Source organism: Nocardia implantans (assembly GCF_035544775.1).
Classification (GTDB): domain Bacteria; phylum Actinomycetota; class Actinomycetes; order Mycobacteriales; family Mycobacteriaceae; genus Nocardia; species Nocardia implantans.
Map to the genome: position 1 here is coordinate 122,204 of NZ_JAYKYQ010000005.1, position 21,428 is coordinate 143,631.

A 21,428-nucleotide genomic window follows, 5' to 3' on the forward strand; every position below is an offset into this window, starting at 1 on the left:
GGTGACGGCGGGTCTGGGTGCCAGGGACTCTCGCGCGGCGCATCCCGCACTGCGAACGGACCCGGTCGTTTCGCCCGGACCCGCCCGGCTCAGGCGGCACAATCGACGCATGGTTTCGGAGTCCAGGCGGCGGATCGAGGTGGCCGCCTCCGGGCTGCTGGCGCGGCACGGGTATCACGGGTTCGGTCTGAAGGCTTTGAGCGAGGCGGCCGAACTGCCGTACGGCTCGATCTACCACCATTTTCCCGGCGGCAAGGAGGAGATCGCGGTCGCGGCGATCACCGGGACCGGCGTGCTGACCGGCCGGATGATCCGGCAGGCGCCGACCGACGTGTTCGCCACCTTGGCCACGCTGTTCGAATTCATGGCAGGCAAGCTCGCGGACTCGCAGTGGACCGACGGATGTCCGGTCGGCACGCCTGCGCTGGACGGCGGCAGCGATGTGGCGGCGGTGCGCTCGGCGTGCGTGCGCGCCTTCGACACGATGGAGCAGGCGTTCGCCGGTCTGCTCGCCGAACTCGGCCTCGGCGGGGAAGACGCGGCCGAACTGGCCGCCACGGTGGTCGCCGCCTACGAGGGCGCCACCATCCTGGCCCGGATCCGCCAATCGGACGCACCCTTGCGCACGGTGGCGAAGTCCATGGAGCGGCTGATCCGGACGACCTTCGCGGCGGCGGGGATCGGCGCTGTCGCGGCGCGGGACGGTGCCGTCGACACCCAGGCCGGGGCGGCGCCCTCATCCGGAAAATTTCCGGAAATCCCAGCGCAGCAACACGATGCGGCGGAAACCGTTGACTAGAAAGAACGTTCTAGCGACACTCGGACGATGAAGCGTCTGATGCTGACCGGCCCCGGTGCGATGCGCTGGGAAGAACACCCCGACCCCGTCCTGAGCGGGCCCGGCCAGGCGCTCGTGCGGCCGGTCGCGCTGGCCACCTGCGACATCGATCCGGCCGTCCTGCGCGGCGCGTTCCCGCTGCCGGGGCCGTATCCGTTCGGGCACGAGGGCGTCGCTGAAGTGGTCGAGGTGGGGCCGGAGGTACGCGAGGTCGCGGTGGGCGACTTGGTCGTGGTGCCGTTCCAGATCTCGTGCGGCGCGTGCCGGGCCTGCCTGCGCGGGCGGACCGGGAACTGCACGAGCCATCCGCGGTTGTCGAGTTTCGGTCTCGGCGCCATGGGCGGGCTGGACTGGGGCGGGTTGTGGGCCGACCTCGCGCTGGTGCCGCATGCCGACGCCATGCTGGTGCGCCTGCCGTCCGGTGTCGACCCGGTCGCGGTGGCCAGCGCCAGCGACAACATCCCCGACGCCTACCGCTCGGTGGGCCCGCAGCTGGCCGCCGATCCGGCCGCCGAAGTGCTGGTGATCGGCGGCCCCGCCGCGCCGTCGATCGGCCTGTACGCCGCCGGGCTCGCGGCCGCCCTCGGCTCGGCCCGCGTGGTCTATCTCGACGACTCGGTCCAGCGGCTGGAGATCGCCCGCTCGCTCGGCGCGGAGGCGACCGAAGGCCCGCGTGACGCGCGGGTCGGACGGTTCCCGATAGTGGTGGAGGCGGCGGGCGGGGCGAAGGCGCTGCGCGCGGCGATCGATGCGGCGGCGTACGACGGCTGGTGCACGAGCGTCAGCGTGCAATCGCAGGACGTCGCCCTGCCGATCCTGGACATGTACACCCGCTGCTGCACCTTCCACACCGGCCGCGCGCACGTGCGCCCGGTCATTCCCGAGGTGCTCGATCTGGTCGCGGCGGGTCGTTTCGATCCGTCCCTGGTCACGACGGTGACGGCAGCGTGGGACGAGGCGGTGGACGCGCTGCTGGAGACGCCGATGAAACTGGTCGCCGTGCGCTGAAACGCCTGTGACGAATCGCACTGCGGGTATTCGCGGCGCCCGAGACCGGTCGCGGTGAGCGGACCGTGTGCACCTTGCCCACCCCTTCCGGCTGCCCAGGACTCGGCTCGACCAGCTCCGATCGGCGTTCCTCTGCGCAGGTCAGCCGGGAAACCCGGGCCGCGACCCGGGTCCTGCCGGGTGGACAGCTGTCCGGAACGCCGGTGGGCGTGGTTGCGCTGTGCCGGTATCGGCGCAGGTCGGCCGAGCCGTTGACTCAGGGCACCCTTATTAGATTTCGGGAACGAATTCCGCCACACTGATGTTGTGAAAACCGTGGGTTTGCGGAGGAACGACGAAGGAGCCGGTCGCAAGGCCGACGCCGGGTCGGTTGCTGCGCCCGCGACGGTCGGCGGCGAAGGGCACACCCGAGCGGCCATCGTCCAGCTGCTGCTGGAGGAAGGACCGATCACCGCCACCGCCATCGGGAACCGGCTCGGCCTGGCCCCGGCGGGCGTGCGCAGGCACTTGGACGCCCTGATCGACTCCGGTCAGGCGCGCGCCAGCCGATCGGCGCCATGGCAGCAGAAGGGCCGGGGCCGCCCGGCCAAGCAATACCAGCTCACCGCGGCCGGACGCGGCAAACTCGGCCACGCCTACGACGATCTGGCCGGAGCCGCCATACGGCAGCTCGGGGAGATCGGCGGCGAACAAGCCATCACCGAGTTCGCCCGCAAACGAGCACGCACTATCGTGGCCGGGATCGAACCGGTCGGTGAGCACACCACGGAACAGACCGCGGCCAAGGCCGAGGAGATCGCCGAGGCGTTCACCGACGCCGGGTTCGCCGCCACCACCCGCAAGGTGGGCGCGGGCGTGCAGATCTGCCAGCACCACTGCCCCGTGGCGCACGTCGCCGAGGAGTTCCCGCAGCTGTGCGCGGCGGAGCTCGAGGCGTTCCGGGAGCTGCTCGGCACCCACGTGCAGCGGCTGGCCACGATCGCCAACGGCGACTGCGCGTGCACCACGCACGTGCCGCTGCTGGTCCTGCCCGCCGAACGGACCGGAACTTCAGCACCAACCGCTGCACAGCCCGCAGCGGTACGAACGAACGACTCCGGAAGGAGTGCCGAATGACGACGACCACCGACCAGGTGCAACCGCTCACCCAGGAAGAGGCCATCGCCTCACTGGGCAAATACGGTTACGGCTGGGCCGATTCGGATGTGGCCGGCGCCAGCGCGCAACGAGGTCTGTCCGAGGCGGTTGTCCGCGACATCTCGGCGAAGAAGCACGAGCCGGAATGGATGCTCGAACAGCGGCTGAAGGCCCTGCGCATCTTCGATCGCAAGCCCATGCCGATCTGGGGCTCCAACCTCGACGGCATCGACTTCGACAACATCAAGTACTTCGTGCGCTCGACCGAGAAGCAGGCCGCGTCCTGGGACGAGCTGCCCGAGGACATCAAGAACACCTACGACAAGCTGGGCATCCCCGAGGCGGAGAAGCAGCGGCTGGTCGCCGGTGTCGCCGCGCAGTACGAGTCCGAGGTCGTCTACCACCAGATCCGCGAGGACCTGGAGGCCCAGGGCGTGATCTTCCTCGACACCGACACCGGCCTCAAGGAGCACCCGGAGATCTTCCAGCAGTACTTCGGCTCGGTGATCCCCGCGGGCGACAACAAGTTCTCCGCGCTGAACACCGCCGTGTGGTCGGGCGGGTCGTTCATCTACGTGCCGCCGGGCGTGCACGTCGACATCCCGCTGCAGGCCTACTTCCGGATCAACACCGAGAACATGGGCCAGTTCGAGCGGACCCTGATCATCGTCGACGAGGGCGCCTACGTGCACTACGTCGAGGGCTGCACCGCGCCGATCTACAAGTCGGACTCGCTGCACTCCGCGGTGGTGGAGATCATCGTGAAGAAGGGCGGCCGCTGCCGCTACACCACCATCCAGAACTGGTCGAACAACGTCTACAACCTGGTCACCAAGCGGGCCAAGGCCGAGGCGGGCGCGACCATGGAGTGGATCGACGGCAACATCGGTTCCAAGGTCACCATGAAGTACCCGGCGGTCTGGATGACCGGCGAGTACGCCAAGGGTGAAGTGCTGTCGGTGGCGTTCGCCGGCGAGGGCCAGCACCAGGACACCGGCGCCAAGATGCTGCACCTCGCGCCGCACACCTCCTCGACCATCGTGTCGAAGTCGGTGGCGCGCGGCGGCGGCCGGGCCTCCTACCGCGGCCTGGTGCAGGTGAACAAGGGCGCGCACGGCTCGAAGTCGACGGTGAAGTGCGACGCGCTGCTGGTCGACACGATCAGCCGCTCCGACACCTACCCCTACGTGGACATCCGCGAGGACGACGTGACCATGGGGCACGAGGCGACCGTGTCGAAGGTCTCCGAAGACCAGCTGTTCTACCTGATGAGCCGCGGCCTCACCGAGGACGAGGCGATGGCCATGGTGGTGCGCGGCTTCGTCGAGCCGATCGCCAAGGAACTGCCGATGGAATACGCGCTCGAACTCAACCGCCTGATCGAACTGCAGATGGAAGGAGCCGTCGGCTGATGGCCGTGGAGAACATCGCCGAAGCCGCCGAGGCTCGTACCCCCGCGATCAACAAGGGTGAGGTCTTCACGTCGTTCGACGTGAACGCCTTCGAGGTGCCCTCAGCCAAGGACGAGGCGTGGCGGTTCACCCCGCTGCGCCGCCTGCGCGGGCTGCAGGACGGCACCGCTGTGCGCGACGGCAGCGCGACCGTCGAGGTCGACGCGTCCGAGGGCGTCACGGTCGAGACCGTGGACCGCTCCGACGCGCGGCTCGGCCAGGGCGGCGTGCCGTCCGATCGCGTCGCCGCGCAGGCGTACTCCGGCTTCGAGCAGGCCACCGTCGTTTCGGTGGGCAAGGAGGTCGAGGTCGCCGAGCCGGTGACCGTCACGATCACCGGCCCCGGCGAGGGCAGGACCGCCTACGGCCACCTGCAGATCCGCCTGGAAGCCTTCGCCAAGGCCACCGTGGTCATCGACCAGCGCGGCAGCGGAACCTACGCCGAGAACGTGGAATTCGTGCTCGGCGATTCGGCCAAGCTCACCGTCGTCGCCGTGCAGGACTGGGCCGACGACGCGGTGCACGCCACCGCGCACCACGCCAAGCTGGGCCGCGACGCCACCCTGCGGCACACTTCGGTCACCCTGGGCGGCGACCTGGTGCGCCTCACCGGCAACGTCCGCTACGACGGCCCCGGCGGCGACGCCGAACTGCTCGGCCTCTACTTCGCCGACGCGGGACAGCATTTCGAGCAGCGCCTGCTGGTCGACCACGCGGTGCCGAACTGCAAGTCGAACGTGCTGTACAAGGGCGCGCTGCAAGGCGACCCGCACTCGCCCAAGGGCGACGCCCGCACCGTGTGGGTCGGCGACGTGCTCATCCGCGCCGCCGCCGAGGGCACCGACACCTTCGAGGTCAACCGCAACCTGGTGCTCACCGACGGCGCGCGGGCGGACTCGGTGCCGAACCTGGAGATCGAGACCGGCGAGATCGTCGGCGCCGGACACGCCTCCGCGACCGGCCGCTTCGACGACGAGCAACTGTTCTACCTGCGCGCCCGCGGCATCCCCGAGGACGCCGCCCGCCGCCTGGTGGTGCGCGGTTTCTTCCACGAGATCATCCAGAAGATCGCGGTGCCCGAGGTCCGGGAGCGGCTGGAGGCGGCCATCGAGGCCGAACTCGCCGCCATCGGCGCCTGATCAACGACCCCATACCTGGCAAAGGAATCCGAATTCGATGACCACCCTGGAAATCAAGGACCTGCACGTCGAGGTCGCCAACCCCGATGAGACCGCCGAGCCCATCAAGATCCTCAAGGGCGTGAACCTCACGGTGCGATCCGGTGAGACGCACGCCATCATGGGCCCGAACGGCTCCGGCAAGTCGACGCTGTCCTACGCGATCGCCGGTCACCCCAAGTACACGGTGACCTCCGGCTCGATCACGCTCGACGGCGAGGACGTGCTGGCGATGTCGGTGGACGAGCGCGCCCGTGCGGGTCTGTTCCTCGCCATGCAGTACCCGGTCGAGGTTCCCGGCGTCTCGATGTCGAACTTCCTGCGCACCGCCGCCACCGCCGTGCGCGGCGAGGCCCCCAAGCTGCGGCACTGGGTCAAGGAGGTGAAGGAGTCGATGAGCGAGCTGGAGATCGACGCCGCCTTCGCCGAGCGCAGCGTGAACGAGGGCTTCTCCGGCGGTGAGAAGAAGCGCCACGAGATCCTCCAGCTGGGCCTGCTCAAGCCGAAGATCGCCATCCTCGACGAGACCGACTCCGGTCTGGACGTGGACGCGCTGCGCATCGTCTCCGAGGGCGTCAACCGCTACAAGGAGCGTGAGAACGGCGGCGTCCTGCTGATCACGCACTACACCCGCATCCTGCGCTACATCCAGCCGGAGTTCGTGCACGTCTTCGTCGGTGGACGGATCGTCGCCGAGGGCGGCCCCGAGCTGGCCGAGGAACTCGACGCCAACGGCTACGTTCGTTTCACCCAGTCCGCTACCGCTGGAGCCTGATATGACCGCTACGGTCCGCACCCTCGACGTCGCCCGCATCCGGGCCGACTTCCCGATCCTGAACCGCACGGTCCGGGACGGGAAACCGTTGGTGTACCTGGACTCCGGCGCGACCGCGCAGCGGCCGATCGAGGTGCTCGAAGCCGAACGCGACTTCCTGATCACCAGCAACTCCGCGGTGCACCGCGGCGCGCACCAGCTTGCCGAAGAGGCGACCGACGCCTACGAGGGCGCGCGGGCCGACATCGCGCGGTTCGTCGGGGTGGACGCGGGCGAGATCGTGTTCACCAAGAACGCCACCGAGTCGCTGAACCTGGTGACCTACGCGTTCGCCGACGACCGGTTCCCGCACCACGTGGGCCCCGGCGACGAGATCGTCATCACCGAGCTGGAACACCACGCGAATCTGGTGCCATGGCAGGAGCTGGCGCGCCGCACCGGCGCCACGCTGAAGTGGTACGGCGTGACCGACGACGGCCGGATCGACCTGGACTCGCTGGAACTGTCGCCCGCCACCAAGGTGGTCGCGTTCACCCACCAGTCCAACGTCACCGGCGCCGTGGCCCCGGTCGAGGAACTGGTCCGCCGGGCGAAGGCGGTGGGCGCGCTGGTCGTGCTCGACGCCTGCCAGTCGGTGCCGCACATGCCGGTCGACTTCCGTGCGCTCGGCGTCGATTTCGCCGCGTTCTCCGGGCACAAGATGCTCGGTCCCTCCGGCGTCGGCGTGCTTTTCGGCCGCCGCTCGCTGCTGGAGGAGCTGCCGCCGTTCATCACCGGCGGGTCGATGATCGAGACGGTCTTCATGGACCACAGCACCTACGCCCCGCCGCCGCAGCGCTTCGAGGCCGGTGTGCCGATGACCTCGCAGGTGATCGGATTGGGCGCGGCCGTGCGGTATCTGGAAGAGATCGGCATGGACGCGGTCGCGGCGCACGAGCACACGCTGGTCGGCGCGGCGCTGGAAGGGTTGGCCGGGATCGACGGCGTGCGCATCATCGGGCCCACCGAGAACATCGATCGCGGCGGCGCGGTGGCGTTCGTGGTGGACGGCATCCACGCCCACGACGTCGGGCAGATCCTGGACGACGAGGGCGTCGCCATCCGGGTGGGCCACCACTGCGCGTGGCCGCTGCACCGGCGTTTCGGCGTCGCCGCCACCGCGCGGGCGTCGTTCGCGGTCTACAACACTCTCGCCGAGGTGGACGCGCTGGTCGCCGCGGTGCGGAAGGCTCAGAGCTTCTTCGGAGTTGCATAAGTCATGCGCATGGAGCAGATGTACCAGGAAGTGATCCTGGACCACTACAAGCATCCGCACAATCGGGGCCTGCGCGAGCCGTTCGGGGCCGAGGTGCACCACGTCAACCCGACCTGCGGCGACGAGGTGACCCTGCGCGTGCAGCTCGACGGCAACGGTGACGTCACCGACGTCTCCTACGACGGGCAGGGCTGCTCGATCAGCCAGGCCGCCACCTCCATCCTCACCGACCAGGTGATCGGGCTCCCGGTGCAGCAGGCGCTGAAGGTGGTGGACTCCTACAGCGAGATGATCTCCAGCCGCGGCACCATCGAGGGCGACGAGGACGTGATCGGCGACGGCGTCGCCTTGGCGGGAGTGTCGAAGTACCCAGCGCGAGTGAAGTGCGCGCTGCTCGGGTGGATGGCGTTCAAGGACGCGGTCCTGCGGATCGGCCCCGAGCAGCCCGCGCCCGCCGCGGAAGAGAACTGAACCGTCCGAGGGAAACGGGAAGGCGTCATGACCGACACACCGACCACCGAGCAGGCCGAACCGGCCGCCGACGTGCCCGAGCTGTCCGCCGAGGACATCAAGCTGCTCGAGGACATCGAAGAGGCGATGCGTGACGTCGTCGACCCGGAACTCGGCATCAACGTCGTCGATCTCGGCTTGGTCTACGGGTTGCGCGTCGAGGAGGACAACATCGCGGTCCTCGACATGACGCTGACCTCGGCGGCCTGCCCGCTGACCGACGTCATCGAGGACCAGTCCCGCAACGCGCTGGTGCGCAGCGGCCTGGTGGAGGACCTGAAGATCAACTGGGTGTGGATGCCGCCGTGGGGTCCGGACAAGATCACCGAGGACGGCCGCGAGCAGCTGCGCGCCCTCGGCTTCACGGTGTAATAGCCGAAACGGAGAGCAGCCGCCGGTAGCGCCTGGAACAAGGTGCCCGGCGGCTGAGTCGTATCCGCCGCGGGCATTCCCGGCAGTGCGGTCGGGGCGACAGTCGGTGACGCTTCTGCACCGCTCTGGTCCAGCCCTGGGCGCACGGCCGATGCTCCGCGCTCGCCGAGGACGGATGCTCGGAAGCGAACAGTCGCGCCGGATTCGATGTGGCGCACCCGCCGATAGTGGGAAGTCCGCACTTCGACAAAGCGGCACGGGCCGGACCATGATCTGAGCTTCGAATCGGTCGGAACGGGGAGGATCATCAGATGTCGGTGCCGCACAAGGCCGCACTCGGGCTTGCGGCGGTCTCCGCCGCCACCTGCGCGATCGTCGGCGCTCCCGCGGGTGAGGCGGGGGCGGCGACCTATTATGGCGCGCTGGCGCTTTCGTCCAGCACGGGCGTTGTCACCTCGGCGGTGGACTACACGAGCGCCGCCGCCGCCGACTCCGCGGCGCGCGCCCACTGCGGCGCCCCCGACTGCCGGACGGTCGTGCAGTTCTGGAACGCCTGCGGGTCCGTCGCGCGCGGCGCCGACGGCAGGCACGGATCGGCGTGGGGCGCCACCCGTGCCGAAGCCGAACGCCGGGCCATCGATACCCTCGGCCCCAGCGCTCCGCCGTTCCCCGATCTCGGCAGCGCCATCCCCCGGCCGGGGCAGGTCCGGCTGACGGCCTGCACGTCGGGCGCCGGATAGCTCAGCGGCGCAGCACCTTTCGGGCCAGCCGGCTCGCCGAACTGGAAGCCCGATTCCGGAAATGAGCGGTTGCGTCGCCAGCCCGCCCGGTGGTCCGGGACGGTCAGGCCGGTGGCGCGGTCGGCGGATAGTGCGAGCGCCTGCCGGTGAGCATGTCGCGGATCTTGTCCACGACCGCGGCGACCATGCCCACGCTCTTCAGGTAGCCGGGGGTCGACGGCGTGCCGGGATGCGGCCTGGTCGGCGCCATGGCCTTGGCCGCGGCCATCTTGCGCCCCAGTTCGTTCGACGTCTCCGCCGGTATCGCCTCCCGGAACGCGGGCCAGACCTCGGACTGCTCGAACTCGATGTGGGCGCGCGCCGCCGGGATGAACTCCGTCAGCGCTCGCTCGAACTCGGGGCTGCCCGCCTGGGAGTTCTTCAACTGCTGGAGCAACTTCTTGGCCCCGTCCTCCTGGTCGATCGCCCGATCGGCGAGCTGGTCGCCGTCCGGTATCGTGCGGCGGACCTCGGGCCAGAAGAACTGCTCCTCGATCGCCTCGTGCTGCGATTCCGCGATCACCAGCGTGGTCACCAGATCACCGCGCGCGCGGACCTCCGCCTCGCCGCCGCCGCGGCCACGTTCGAGGGACTCGAGCATGCCGAGTACGCCTTCATGGTCGGTGCGCAGGAATGTCAATGCGTCCACAGCGTTCCTCCTTCTGAGTGCCGGGCTGGGTGGCGACCGCCGCCGACAGCGTGCCGACCAGCGGCTTCGGCCCTCGCCGAGTACAGGGACGAACTTCGTACACCAGTCGCCTACCCGGTCGCGCCGGGTTCATACACCCGCCACGCGATCGTTCGAACGCTGGGAAAACGCGACCGCGCGAACCGCGCGGAGCATCCCCGTGGCTACCCCAGGGCGGGACGTGGCCAGGTCCGGCGCGAGATCCCGGCCGATCCACTGTTACAGCGCGTGGGAGCGGGGCATCCGGACCGCATGAGTGGCGCGAAATCCGAGACCGTGGACGCGAACGAACGGCGACGATCGCCCGACGCGCGCCATGCCGGCACGGCGGCGCACGGGCGGCGACTCGGTGCGGACGAACTGCCGATCCTGCGGCGGCTGTCGGAGGTCACCGAGTTCATCGAGCGCACCGAGGAGACCGTGTACCTGCGTTACTCGCGCGGCCCCGAACACGATCGACAGGCCGGAGGCAGCCGCGACTACGAGGCCGATCACGAGATGCCGGGCCTGTCGGTCAGCACGATAGAACCCGAGGAATGGTGGACGCGCGCCGCGGTGGACTGGATCGCCCGCCGCATCCACCAATACGCGGATCTGGGGGCGGAACACGACCGCTACGCCTGGCTGCTGACCGGCCGGGTCGCCGGATTCGGACCCGATCACGAACCTCTGCTGACCGACATCCGGCCGCTGGCTCGTCTGACCTCCGGCGTCCTCGCCGAAGCAGCCCAGTGGTATCACCGGCGCTTCCATGTCGGCCGCGATTCCACCGGAAGCGACCACGGGTCCGATACGGCCTGAGCCGTCCGGCCCGTGGTCGCGGCCGTTCAGGAGACGGCTTGGCTGACCGCGTTGGGACCGTCGTAGGTCCGGTCGGGGATCGCCTCGAGCGCGTTGAGAATGTCCTTGTCGGCGCCGTTGTCCCGGGCTTTGGTGACAATGCCGTCGCGGTCGCACGGATAGTCGATGCCGGACAGGTACTTCTGCACCTGAATGGGGTTCACCTGGCCCATGCTGTGCTCCTTTCGCGAAATCGTCGATTCGAGCAGCGGACACCGACGCACTACCACTCCCTCGGCATGCCAAACCACGGGCCGGTCGCGGCGCGCAGACTCCGGCGGCCAGGGTGCGGTTTCGGATGTGCGAGGGCGGGAATCGCGTCCGGGAGTCGACACCGAGGAGGTATCCGTGCCGGAGGGGAACACCGCGCGCCCGGAAAGGGTCGTGATCGTCGGTAGCGGGTTCGCGGGATTCACCTGCGCCCAGAAGCTCTGCCGCATCGTGGCCAAGGCGGACCGGGACGTGGAAATCGTGCTCGTGACGCCCAACGACTACATGCTCTATACGCCGCTGCTGCCGGATGTGGCCGGTGGCCTGATCGACCCACGATTCGTCGCCATTTCGCTGGCCGATTCGCTGCCGCGGGTGCGGTTGGTGGTCGCGAACGCTCGGTCGGTCGATCTGCGGAACAAGACGATCACGGTTTCCGGTGAGCATTACCCGCCGCGGGAGTTGTCCTGGGATCGGCTGGTGCTCACCCCCGGGTCGGTCACCCGGTTGTTCGACATACCCGGCCTGGCCGAGCACGCTCGCGGGCTCAAGACCGTCGCCGAGGCGCTGTACCTGCGCGAGCAACTGCTCCGGCAGCTCGAACTCGCCGACGACGAGCCGGACCCGGAGGTACGCCGGGCGCGGCGCACGGTGGTGGTCGTGGGGGCCTCCTACGCGGGGACCGAACTCGTCGCGCAGCTGCGCGCCCTCGCCGACGCCTACGCCGCGCGGCGCGGATTCGATCCCGCGGAAGTGCGTTTCCTCCTGCTCGACATGGCGCCACGGGTGATGCCGGAAGTGGGGGAGCGGCTCAGCGACAAGGTGCTGAAGGTGCTGCGCAAACGCGGCATCGAGATCCGGCTGGAGACCTCGCTGACGAAGCTCGACGAGAATTCGGTCGTGCTCACCGACGGCACCGTGGTGCCGACCCACACCGTCGCGTGGGTCACGGGTGTGACCGGCGCACCGGTGCTCGGCACGCTCGGCCTGCCGCTGGAGAAGGGCCGCCTGGTCGTCGACGCGAAACTGACCGTGCCCGGCCATCCGGACGTCTTCGCGGGCGGCGACGCGGCCGCGGTGCCCGACCTCACCAAGCCGGGCCGGATCACCCCGCCCACGGCGCAGCACGCCATGCGGCAGGGCAAGACGCTCGCCAGGAACGTCGCGGCGAGTCTCGGCATCGGCGCGGCCGCCGACTACAAGCACCGCGACATGGGGCTGGTCGTCGACCTCGGGCCACGCTTCGCGGTCGCCAATCCCCTGGGCATCCGCCTGTCCGGCCTGCCCGCCAAGGCGGTGACGCGCGCCTACCACACCTTCGCCGTGCCGAGAGCGGTGAACCGCTGGGCGATCACGGTCTCCTACCTGACCATCGCGGTGACGCCACGGCCGCTCGCGCTGCTGGGACTCGTCAGCGGCGAGGAAGCGAGCTTCGGCTCCAGTGAGGGCATCCCCGCCCGGTCGGGCTGACCCGAGCACCCGCGGCAGCTCTGCCGCCGAACCTGTGCGCAGGAGCATCGGCAGCGGAGATGATGCGTGGGTGGACGAGATGACGTATCGGCGCTCGCGAGTCGGATTGCACGCGGCCGCCGAATTGTTGATCGCCGGGCCGCAGTACCGGGAGTTCGGCACCATCCGGCTGGGAGTCGTGCCGGGAGGTTTCGGTGGCGTGCGGTGGCCGGTGTCGGTTGCCGGGGACGAACTGGTCTGGCCGGAAGGGAAGACCCGGCTGGCGGGGACCTATCGGGAGGTCGCCGAGGCCGCGGGCTTCGAACCGGTGGCGCCGAAGGACGTCTACTCCGGCACCATCGGAGTGGATCCGGATGCGGTGATCGAAGTGGATCCCTCGGCGGCCGGGTTGATCGAGGACTGGTTCGCCCTGGGGGACAAGGCGTTGCGCTGTCTGGCGCCCGGTACGACGCCCGTGCTGTGGCCGGAGCATTTCGATCTGGCGAGCACCGTCGACGAGGTGAACTACGGCGTTTCGCCCGGGGACGACGCCCATCCCGGGCCCTACGCCTACATCGGGCCGTGGACTCCGCGCGGCGGCGACTTCTGGAACGCGCCGTTCGGCGCGCTGCGGCCCCGCACCGCGGTGCACACCGTCGCAGCCCTGCTGGAGTTCTTCGAAGAGGGCAGGCGGCGCGCGGCGCGGGACTGATTCCGGCGCATCGAGCGCGATCAGGCGCCCTTGCGAGCCGGCGCCTTCTTGGCCGCCTTCTTCGCGGGCGTCTTCTTCGCCGCGCTCTTGGCCGCACCGGTCTTCGACACGCTGCTCTTGGCGGCTGCGCTCTTGCTCGCAGCGCTCTTGGCCGCGGCCTTCTTCGCGGTCTTCTTCGGCTCGCCCCCGTCGCCGCCCGCGGTCCGGCGGCCACTGGCCTCCAGGCTGCGCTGCAGTGCGGCGACCAGATCGACCACCTCGGCATCCATCCCGCTGGGCGCGAGTTCCGGCTGTTCGGGCACTTTGCCGGTGCCGCTGGCGATCGCCTCGTCGAGCACGCGTTTGAGTTCGATCTGGTACTCGTCGGTGAACTGTTCCGGATCGAAGTCGTCGGACATGGCCTCGACGAGCGTCTCGGCCATCTTGATCTCCTGCGGCCGTGGCTCGGCGACACCGTCGAGGGATTCGAACTCCACCGAGCGGACCTCGTCCGGCCACAGCAGCGTCTGGACCACCAGAATGCCCTCGCGCACCCGCAGTGCGGCCAGCCTGGTCTTCTGCCGCAGCGTGAAGTACACCAGGGCGGTGCGTTCGATCTTCTCCAGCGTCCTGGCCAGCAGGACGTAGGCCTTGGGCGTGCTGGAGTCCGGCTCCAGGTAGTAGCTCTTCTCGAACAGGATCGGGTCGATCTGCTCCGACGGCACGAACTGGAGCACCGGGATCTCGTGTTTCTCCGCTACGGGAAGTTTCGCGAAGTCCTCGTCGCTGAGCACCACTTTGTCGCCGTCCGGCGACTCGTAGGCCTTGTCGATCTCGGTGAACTGGACCGATTCGCCGCACACGGTGCAGACGCGGTCGTATTTGATCCGGCCTCCATCCTTGGCGTGCACCTGATGGAACCGGATGTCGTGGTCCTCCGTGGCGGTGTACACCTTCACCGGAACGTTCACCAGCCCGAATGCGATCGAGCCCTTCCAGATCGATCTCATCCTCCCATCATGGCCGAAGCCCGCCGACCTCGCGAGGGAACCGCGACACCGAGTGTCGCGGCCGCGACACGGCGGCGCAGCGGTCCGGGCAGCGCCGCGAACAGCGCGCTCATCGCCGTCACCGTGCCCGCGAGGTCGGTGCGTCCCGACAGATACGCGCGTTGCGCGTCCGGGGGCAGCGCGAAGAACGTGTCGAAGAACAGCGGGAGATCGCCCGGCGGCAACGCCAGCAGCGCGCGCAGCCCGGCGCCGCGCAACCGATGGACGATGCGTGCCGTGGCGGGCCACACGTCCTGGCCCGCGGCCACGGCGTCGGCGGCAGCCAGCGCGGCGCCGACGCTGTACCCGGTCGCCGGATGCAGGAACCCGCCCGCCGCCCCGAACCTGCGCGGCCCAGGACGGCCGCCCTGCACCGGAAAGCGAACGTGCTCCACGGGCTCGTCACCGGCGAGCGGGACGTTCCTGGCGTGCAGCCGCGCTCGCAAGCGGGTGCGCAGGTGCGCACCCGTCAACGCTGGGCGGCCCGCCAGGCAGGTCTCCTCGAGCAGCATCCGCTCGCCGTCCAGCGGAACGGCGTAGAGGAACGAGGGCGGGTCGCCGGGGGCGGCGCCGTTGTCCGGACGCCAGTCCATGAACAGCGGGTCGAGCCCGGCGCAGCGCCGCACGTCCACGATGACGCCGTAGGCGGTCTGCTCGGCACGGGCGGGTGAGCGGGTGAGCCCGCGCGCGTCGATCACCCGGCCACCGGTGATCTTCGTGCCGGATGCCAACGTCACGTGGCCGGGGCCGACCTGGATCGCGCGATCGGAGACCACGTTCGCATCGCCCAGGTGCAGCGAGGTCTGCAATCGTGCGGTGTCCAGCACGACGTACGGGCGATCCAATCGGTGCGCGCGCGTTCCCCAGGCCATCGGCCGGGAAACCGTCGCCCCGACGACCTGAGGCGGCAGCCAACCCGGCAGTTCGTCGGCCCACATCGCGTAGGTGGCCGTCCACCGGCGCTCCGGCGCGGGATCGACCGCGATGACCGTGAGCCCGCGCAGCACGGCGCGGTGGGCGAGCGCGCGTCCGGCCGGGCCGAGACCGCAGACGACCAGGTCCGGCTTCACGCCGCGTTCGCCCGGAGCCGTGGGAGCGCGTTGCGATGCATGGGTTCGAGCCTCTCATCTGTTCGCTGGACCGTCGCGCAGCCACGGCATCGAATCCGATCCTGCCCGCAGGACCGGCCGGGTCGCCGGGTTCCCCAGCCGGAAGTGGAGTCGCGCGCAGGCGGGCGTCCGCACTCGGCGCGCCGACGGAATGTGTTCGGGCTCACCGGAGTTTGTCCCGCGTTGCTAGGATGCCGGGGCGCTGGCGCACGCATCCGGCTCCGGTGTCGGGTGTCGGGTGTCGGGTGTCGGCGCACCGGCGCGCCGCGGATGGCGCGCCGGGCAGGTTGCCGACCGGCGACCGCTGGAGCCCGAGCGCGAAAGCGGCACGACCGGAACGAGTTAGGGGTAGACGCAGTGTTCGAACTGACCAGGCGGCGCAGCCGGTGGATCCTGGCCGTGTTCGCGGTCCTCGCGCTGGCGATGGGCACACTGAGCGCGACGCTGTTCGACAAAGTGCAGGGCGGCGGGTACATCGACCCCGACAGCGAATCGAGCCGGGCGACCGCGGTGCTGCGCGACACCTTCGGCCAGGCCACCCCGAATTTCGTGCTGCTGGTGCAGACTCGCCGGTCGGTGGACGACGACGCCGCGGCCACCGCAGCGACGAATCTGGTCGCCGAGCTGAAGTCGGAATCCGGCGTCGCGGGCGTGACGTCGTACTGGACCGACAAATCGCCCGCGCTGCGCAGCACCGACGGCACCAAGGGCCTGATCGTGGCCAGCATCCTCGGCGAGGAGGCGGAGGTCGACCAGCGGGTCGGCGATCTCGCCGACCGGTTCGGCGGGTCCCACGGCCCGCTGGAGGTGCGGGTCGGCGGCTACGCGATGCTGCTGCACGAAACCGTGCAGCAGAGCGAGAAAGACGTCGTGCTCGGCGAGTCCATCGCGTTCCCGATCACGCTGATCGCGCTGTTGCTGGTGTTCGGCGGTCTGGTCGCGGCCAGCCTGCCGCTGGTGGTCGCCATGATCACGGTGATGATCACCATGGGCGCGCTGTGGCTGATCGCGAGCGTCACCGATCTGGCGGCCACCGCGACCAACGTAGCCACCCTGCTCGGCCTCGGCCTGGCGATCGACTACAGCCTGCTCATCATCAGCCGCTACCGTGACGAACTGGTCGCCGGTCGGCAGCCCGCCGCCGCGGTCACCGCGACCATGCGCTCGGCGGGCCGGACCGTCCTGTTCTCCGCCGTCACCGTCGCCGTCGCGCTGTCGGGCCTGCTGTTCTTCCCGCTGCTGGCCGTGCGGTCGATGGGATACGCCGGTCTGGCCGTCGCGGTGATCGCCGCGACGGTGTCGCTGACCGTGCTGCCCGCGATCCTGTTCCTGCTCGGCACCAAGATCGACAACGGTCAGTTGTGGTGGTTCCTGCGCGCGGCCCGTCCCGCGCCCGGTGAGGGCGCCTGGCACCGTCTGGCGCGGTTCGTGATGATGCGGCCGGTGCCGATCGGCCTGGCGGTGACCGCCCTGCTGCTCGTGCTGGGCGCGCCGTTCCTCGGTGTGAAACTCGGCTTCCCCGACGAGCGGTCGCTGCCGGAGTCGATGAACAACCGCCAGGTCACCGAGACCATCCAGCGTGACTTCGCCGCCACCGAACAGAACGGGCTGTTCGCGGTGCTGCCCGAAAGCGCCTACAGCGCGGCCGGATTGGACGCCTACGCCAGGGAACTGTCGGAGATCGATGACGTCCGCCGGGTCGACACCGCCACCGGCAGCTACAGCCACGGCGGTCTGCTCGCCCCGCCCACCGCGGCGAACGACCGTTTCCGCGCCGCGAACGCCGCCTACCTGACGGTGGTCCCCGACACCACCGACCCCACGGTGCTCGACCGGATCGCCGACGACGTGCGTGCGACGCCCGCCGCCTCACCGGTGCTGGTCGGCGGCGTGGCGGCGGCCAACGCGGACGCGATCGGCTCGGTCGTCTCGGCGCTGCCCTACGCGCTGGCGTTCGTCGTGCTGATCATGGTGGTGGTCCTGTTCCTGCTCACCGGGAGCGTCGTGCTGCCGCTGCTGGCCGTCGTGCTCAGCTTCCTGAGCCTCACCGCGACCTTCGGCGCGCTGGTGTGGATCTTCCAGGACGGGCACCTGTCCGGGCTGCTCGGCTTCACGGTCACCGGTGACCTCCCGCCGACCGTCCCGGTCATGCTGTTCGGCGTCGCGTTCGGGCTCGCCATGGACTACCAGGTGTTCCTGCTGGCCCGCATCCGCGAGGAGTACCGGCGCACCAAGTCGAACGCGCTGGCCGTGACTTCCGGGCTGGAGCGGATCGGCCGGATCGTCACCGCAGCCGCCGTGCTGATCTCGCTGGTCTTCCTCGGCTTCCTCGCCTCGGACATCACCTTCATGAAGGCGTTCGGCATCGGGCTTCCACTCGCCGTGCTGGTGGACGCGACCCTGGTGCGCGGTTTCCTGCTGCCCGCGGCGATGGAGTTGCTCGGCCACTGGAACTGGTACGCGCCCGGACCGCTGCGCAGGCTGCACGAGCGGTTCGGGATCGAAGAGGCTCCTGCCGCCACGGCGGTCGCCGGGCGCGAGGACTGGCGTCAGCCGGTCCGGCTCTGATCTCGCGGCGCCCGAGAAGGCTCGATCGGGTAGGGTCGCTCGGGCGGCTTCGGGGAGGCCCACACGGGGTGGGACGGCTGCTGGGAGAGGTGGGAGGGCGACCGCGATGACCTATCCGTCCGGCTCCGGCTTCGGCGGTGGCCCGGCGAGTCACGGAAAACCGGAGGAAGCGCGGTACGCGCCGGACTGGGGAACCATGTCCCCGCCGAGCGCGTATCCGATGCAGGCGTGGGAGGCGCCGCCGCTGCCGCCGCCGCCCAGGTCCCCCACGGGCCTGATCGTCGCACTGGTGGTCGCCGTCGTCGCGGTGCTGGTCGCGGTCGGTGTCGGCGTGGCGCTGTCGCCCCGCGAGCAGGGGCACGCGCAAGCGGCGGTCACGTCCGCCGAAGCGACCACGCGCGCCGGCGGCGTCACCAGCACGCGACCCGCGAGCCCTTCCTCGCGTGGTGCGCGCCCTGCGCCGGGCAGGTTGAGTTACACCGAATACGCCAAGGACTGGGACTTCCGGTTCGACCGCGTGGAACTGCACGCCGAGTGGGTCGACGGCCGCGACCACGCCGACTGCCATCCCGTCGAGGCGGCGGGCAAGCTCACCGATCTCGGCTGCGTCTACGCGGCGGAGCTGGTGTATCGAGCCGAGGGCGGCGCGCTCATGCTCACCCAGTTCGTGCTGGGCATGGCCGACGAGGGCCGGGCCGCCGCGGCGAAGGACCGGTTCACCGACGCGGACCTGAGGCTGCGCCCCGGTAGCTACATCAAGGGTTACGCCAACGGCAAGTGGAAGGACGGCACCGAGAAGGAATTCGTGGTGGTGACGCTGGCAACGGCCACCGCCGCGGTCGATGCCGCCACCGTCGAGAAATACCTGCGCTACCGGCACGCCGACACGCTCGGCGCGCTGGCGTTCCGCTAGCGCAGGCGACCTCGTGTGCGGTCAGATCCCGCCCGTGGACAGCAGCCCGCCGTCCACCCGGACCGTCTCGCCGGTGATCCACGCCGCCTCGTCGGAGACCAGGAATCCGATCAGGCGCGCCACGTCCTCCGGGCTGCCCAGCCGCTTCATCGGGTACACGCTCGCCGCGCGCTCCTCGTCGGCCGAGTACAGCGCGTCGGCGAACTTCGTCTTGATCACGCCGGGCGCCACCGCGTTCACCCGGATCTTCGGACCGAGCTGCCAGGCGAGCTCGCCGGTGAGATGGATCAGCGCGGACTTGGACGCGCCGTAGGCGGCGATCACGCCGGTCGAGCGGATGCCCGCGACGCTGGCCACGTTGACCACGGCGCCGCCGTGGTCGCGCATCCACGCCTTGTACGCCTCCTGGATGTAGCCGAGGGCCGCGACCACGTTCACGTCGAAGATCTTGCGCACGGCGTCGAGGTCGGCGTCCATCAGTGAGCCGAAGACCGGGTTGATGCCGGTGTTGTTGATCAGGACGTCCAGCGAACCGAATTCCGCGACCGCGCGCTCGACCGCGGCGGCCCGATCCTCGGCGACGCCCGAGTTGCCCGCCAAGGCGACGACCTGCCCCTGGTGGCCCAGCTCGCGCAGCTCCGCGGCGGCTTCCTCCAGCGGATCCTTCTTCCGCGCGGTGATCAGCACGTTCGCGCCGCGGCCGAGCAACTCCGCCGCGACCGCCTTGCCGATGCCACGGCTGGCCCCCGTGACCAGAGCGCTCTTGCCCAATAGATCGGTACTCATGGCATCGCACGGTAGCGCAGGCGATCGCGTCGTCCGTTACCGCCGTCACATGCGGGTGCTGGTATGCGGGCGCGGTCGCCGTCCCGGGTAAAATCGGTGGTTCTCGTGCGCGTCGGCTCGCACAATCGAGCACGCGTCCAGCACCACGATCCCCCGAGGAGAAGTTTGTGATCACCGCGACCGACCTGGAGGTCCGGGCCGGAGTCCGCACCCTGCTGTCCGCTCCCGGACCGGCGCTGCGGGTGCAGGCGGGCGACCGGATCGGGTTGGTCGGGCGCAACGGCGCGGGGAAGACCACCACGTTGCGCATCCTCGCCGGCGAGGGCGAGCCGTACGCGGGCAAGATCCTGCGCTCCAGCGACATCGGCTATCTGCCGCAGGATCCGCGCGAGGGCAACCTGGACGTGCTGGCTCGCGACCGGGTGCTGTCCGCGCGCGGCCTGGACACGCTGATCCGGGAGATGGAGAAGCAGCAGGCGCTGATGGCCGAGGTCGCCGACGACAAGGAGCGGGAGAAGGCGGTGCGCAAGTACGGCCGCCTCGAAGAACGTTTCTCGGCGCTGGGCGGTTACGTCGCCGAGAGCGAGGCCGCGCGCATCTGCCACAGCCTCGGCCTGCCCGACCGGGTGCTCGGCCAGCCGTTGCGCACGCTCTCCGGTGGTCAGCGGCGCCGAATCGAGTTGGCGCGCATCCTGTTCGCCGCTTCCGACGGCAGCGGCGGGCGCTCCGACACCATCCTGCTGCTGGACGAGCCGACCAACCACCTCGACGCCGACTCCATCACCTGGCTGCGTGGTTTCCTGCAGAACCACGACGGCGGTCTGATCGTCATCAGCCACGACGTGGATCTGCTCGCCGACGTGGTGAACAAGGTGTGGTTCCTGGACGCGGTGCGCGGCGAGGCCGACGTCTACAACATGGGCTGGAAGAAGTACCTGGACGCGCGCGCCACCGACGAGCAGCGCAGGCGCAGGGAACGCGCGAACGCCGAGAAGAAGGCGAGCGCGCTGCGCGCCCAGGCGGCCAAGCTCGGCGCCAAGGCCACGAAAGCCACTGCGGCACAGAACATGGCCAAGCGCGCCGATCGCCTGCTGGCCGAACTCGACGACGTGCGCGTCGCCGACAAGGTCGCCCGGATCAAGTTCCCCGAGCCGGCGGCCTGCGGCAAGACGCCGCTGATGGCGGAGAACCTGACCAAGGTCTACGGCTCGCTGGAGATCTTCACCGGCGTCGACCTCGCGATCGACCGCGGTAGCCGGGTGGTGGTGCTCGGGCTCAACGGCGCGGGCAAGACGACGCTGCTGCGTCTGCTGGCCGGAGTCGAGCAGCCGACGGCGGGCGGTCTGGTGCCCGGGCACGGTCTGAAGATCGGCTACTTCGCCCAGGAGCACGACACCCTCGACGACAACGCCACCGTGTGGGAGAACATCCGCCACGCCGCGCCGGACGCGGGTGAGCAGGATCTGCGCGGCCTGCTTGGCGCGTTCATGTTCTCCGGTCCGCAGCTCGACCAGCCCGCGGGCACGCTGTCGGGCGGTGAGAAGACCCGGCTCGCGCTGGCCGGACTGGTCTCCTCGGCGGCGAACGTGTTGCTGCTGGACGAGCCGACGAACAATCTGGACCCGGTGTCGCGGGAACAGGTGCTCGACGCCCTGCGCACCTATGCGGGCGCGGTGGTGCTGGTGACGCACGATCCGGGCGCAGCGGAGGCGTTGTCTCCGGAACGCGTGATCTTGCTCCCGGACGGGACGGAAGACCATTGGTCGGCCGAATACCTGGAACTTATTCAGCTCGCGTGAGATTCATCACAGGTACCCGTTGA

General features: G+C 69.8%; 21 protein-coding genes. 16 read left to right on the forward strand and 5 right to left on the reverse strand.

The features are described from left to right. Nucleotides 1–109: 109 nt before the first annotated feature. The 10 genes from U3653_RS13815 (at nt 110) to U3653_RS13860 (ending at nt 9,264) form a co-directional block, all read left to right on the forward strand. Complete coding sequence (locus U3653_RS13815) at nt 110–799, forward strand: TetR/AcrR family transcriptional regulator (protein WP_195080197.1); 690 nt, start codon at nt 110–112, stop codon at nt 797–799. 27 nt (nt 800–826) lie between these two features. Continuing rightward, entirely contained in the window at nt 827–1,846 is a 1,020-nt protein-coding gene (locus U3653_RS13820; protein ID WP_195080196.1) for a zinc-dependent alcohol dehydrogenase, read from the forward strand. A gap of 306 nt (nt 1,847–2,152) precedes the next feature. Further along, nucleotides 2,153–2,962 carry a helix-turn-helix transcriptional regulator gene (locus U3653_RS13825; protein ID WP_195080195.1) on the forward strand — a complete coding sequence of 270 codons (810 nt, stop codon included), beginning with the start codon at nt 2,153–2,155 and terminating at the stop codon, nt 2,960–2,962. Next, nucleotides 2,959–4,395 carry a Fe-S cluster assembly protein SufB gene (sufB, locus tag U3653_RS13830; protein ID WP_195080194.1) on the forward strand — a complete coding sequence of 479 codons (1,437 nt, stop codon included), beginning with the start codon at nt 2,959–2,961 and terminating at the stop codon, nt 4,393–4,395. The genes U3653_RS13825 and sufB overlap by 4 nt, the downstream gene beginning before the upstream one ends. Then, on the forward strand, nt 4,395–5,573 hold the full coding sequence (gene sufD / locus U3653_RS13835) for a Fe-S cluster assembly protein SufD (RefSeq protein WP_195080193.1): 1,179 nt from the start codon (nt 4,395–4,397) through the stop codon (nt 5,571–5,573). Before sufB ends, sufD begins: the two co-directional genes overlap by 1 nt. 37 nt (nt 5,574–5,610) lie before the next feature. Continuing rightward, complete coding sequence (gene sufC, locus U3653_RS13840) at nt 5,611–6,387, forward strand: Fe-S cluster assembly ATPase SufC (RefSeq protein ID WP_195080192.1); 777 nt, start codon at nt 5,611–5,613, stop codon at nt 6,385–6,387. A gap of 1 nt (nt 6,388) precedes the next feature. Then, nucleotides 6,389–7,642 (forward strand): cysteine desulfurase, encoded by a 1,254-nt coding sequence (locus tag U3653_RS13845; RefSeq protein WP_195080191.1) that lies wholly within the window; start codon nt 6,389–6,391, stop codon nt 7,640–7,642. 3 nt (nt 7,643–7,645) lie between these two features. Then, on the forward strand, nt 7,646–8,113 hold the full coding sequence (sufU, locus tag U3653_RS13850; protein WP_195080190.1) for a Fe-S cluster assembly sulfur transfer protein SufU: 468 nt from the start codon (nt 7,646–7,648) through the stop codon (nt 8,111–8,113). A 72-nt stretch (nt 8,114–8,185) separates the two neighbouring features. Beyond that, nucleotides 8,186–8,524 carry a metal-sulfur cluster assembly factor gene (locus tag U3653_RS13855; RefSeq protein ID WP_084486224.1) on the forward strand — a complete coding sequence of 113 codons (339 nt, stop codon included), beginning with the start codon at nt 8,186–8,188 and terminating at the stop codon, nt 8,522–8,524. A 311-nt stretch (nt 8,525–8,835) separates the two neighbouring features. Next, the gene (locus tag U3653_RS13860; protein WP_195080189.1) at nt 8,836–9,264 is read left to right on the forward strand and encodes a DUF4189 domain-containing protein; all 429 of its coding nucleotides are present in this window, start codon (nt 8,836–8,838) and stop codon (nt 9,262–9,264) included. A gap of 103 nt (nt 9,265–9,367) precedes the next feature. On the opposite strand, the gene U3653_RS13865 is transcribed toward U3653_RS13860, so the two are convergent. Further along, a complete protein-coding gene (locus U3653_RS13865) occupies nt 9,368–9,952 on the reverse strand; it encodes a hemerythrin domain-containing protein (RefSeq protein ID WP_195080188.1) in 585 nt (194 codons plus the stop codon). Nucleotides 9,953–10,243: 291 nt separating this feature from the next. Here U3653_RS13865 and U3653_RS13870 point away from each other — a divergent pair, with 291 nt between their 5' ends. Next, nucleotides 10,244–10,792: a DUF6098 family protein gene (locus U3653_RS13870; protein ID WP_323123981.1), complete on the forward strand. Its 549-nt coding sequence runs from the start codon at nt 10,244–10,246 to the stop codon at nt 10,790–10,792. A gap of 26 nt (nt 10,793–10,818) precedes the next feature. Here the strand turns inward: U3653_RS13870 and U3653_RS13875 are convergent, their stop codons facing one another. Next, on the reverse strand, nt 10,819–11,004 hold the full coding sequence (locus tag U3653_RS13875) for a DUF2795 domain-containing protein (protein ID WP_195080187.1): 186 nt from the start codon (nt 11,002–11,004) through the stop codon (nt 10,819–10,821). A 175-nt stretch (nt 11,005–11,179) separates the two neighbouring features. On the opposite strand from U3653_RS13875, the gene U3653_RS13880 reads away from it, so the two are divergent. Together U3653_RS13880 and U3653_RS13885 are read left to right on the forward strand one after the other, a co-directional pair. Continuing rightward, nucleotides 11,180–12,511: an NAD(P)/FAD-dependent oxidoreductase gene (locus U3653_RS13880; protein ID WP_323123982.1), complete on the forward strand. Its 1,332-nt coding sequence runs from the start codon at nt 11,180–11,182 to the stop codon at nt 12,509–12,511. Between the two features lie 79 nt (nt 12,512–12,590). Next, nucleotides 12,591–13,202 (forward strand): hypothetical protein, encoded by a 612-nt coding sequence (locus U3653_RS13885; RefSeq protein ID WP_195080311.1) that lies wholly within the window; start codon nt 12,591–12,593, stop codon nt 13,200–13,202. A 20-nt stretch (nt 13,203–13,222) separates the two neighbouring features. Here the strand turns inward: U3653_RS13885 and ku are convergent, their stop codons facing one another. Both ku and U3653_RS13895 read right to left on the reverse strand, forming a co-directional pair. Then, entirely contained in the window at nt 13,223–14,191 is a 969-nt protein-coding gene (ku, locus tag U3653_RS13890) for a non-homologous end joining protein Ku (protein WP_195080186.1), read from the reverse strand. Continuing rightward, complete coding sequence (locus U3653_RS13895) at nt 14,188–15,300, reverse strand: lycopene cyclase family protein (RefSeq protein WP_323123983.1); 1,113 nt, start codon at nt 15,298–15,300, stop codon at nt 14,188–14,190. The genes ku and U3653_RS13895 overlap by 4 nt, the downstream gene beginning before the upstream one ends. 396 nt (nt 15,301–15,696) lie before the next feature. Here U3653_RS13895 and U3653_RS13900 point away from each other — a divergent pair, with 396 nt between their 5' ends. Continuing rightward, nucleotides 15,697–17,907, forward strand: a complete 2,211-nt coding sequence (locus tag U3653_RS13900) for an MMPL family transporter (protein ID WP_195080185.1) — start codon at nt 15,697–15,699, stop codon at nt 17,905–17,907. 106 nt (nt 17,908–18,013) lie between these two features. Beyond that, complete coding sequence (locus U3653_RS13905) at nt 18,014–18,820, forward strand: hypothetical protein (protein WP_195080184.1); 807 nt, start codon at nt 18,014–18,016, stop codon at nt 18,818–18,820. 21 nt (nt 18,821–18,841) lie between these two features. On the opposite strand, the gene U3653_RS13910 is transcribed toward U3653_RS13905, so the two are convergent. Then, nucleotides 18,842–19,606 carry an SDR family oxidoreductase gene (locus U3653_RS13910; RefSeq protein WP_195080183.1) on the reverse strand — a complete coding sequence of 255 codons (765 nt, stop codon included), beginning with the start codon at nt 19,604–19,606 and terminating at the stop codon, nt 18,842–18,844. Between the two features lie 167 nt (nt 19,607–19,773). On the opposite strand from U3653_RS13910, the gene U3653_RS13915 reads away from it, so the two are divergent. Continuing rightward, nucleotides 19,774–21,405 (forward strand): ABC-F family ATP-binding cassette domain-containing protein, encoded by a 1,632-nt coding sequence (locus U3653_RS13915; RefSeq protein ID WP_067801780.1) that lies wholly within the window; start codon nt 19,774–19,776, stop codon nt 21,403–21,405. The last annotated feature ends 23 nt before the right edge of the window (nt 21,406–21,428 follow it).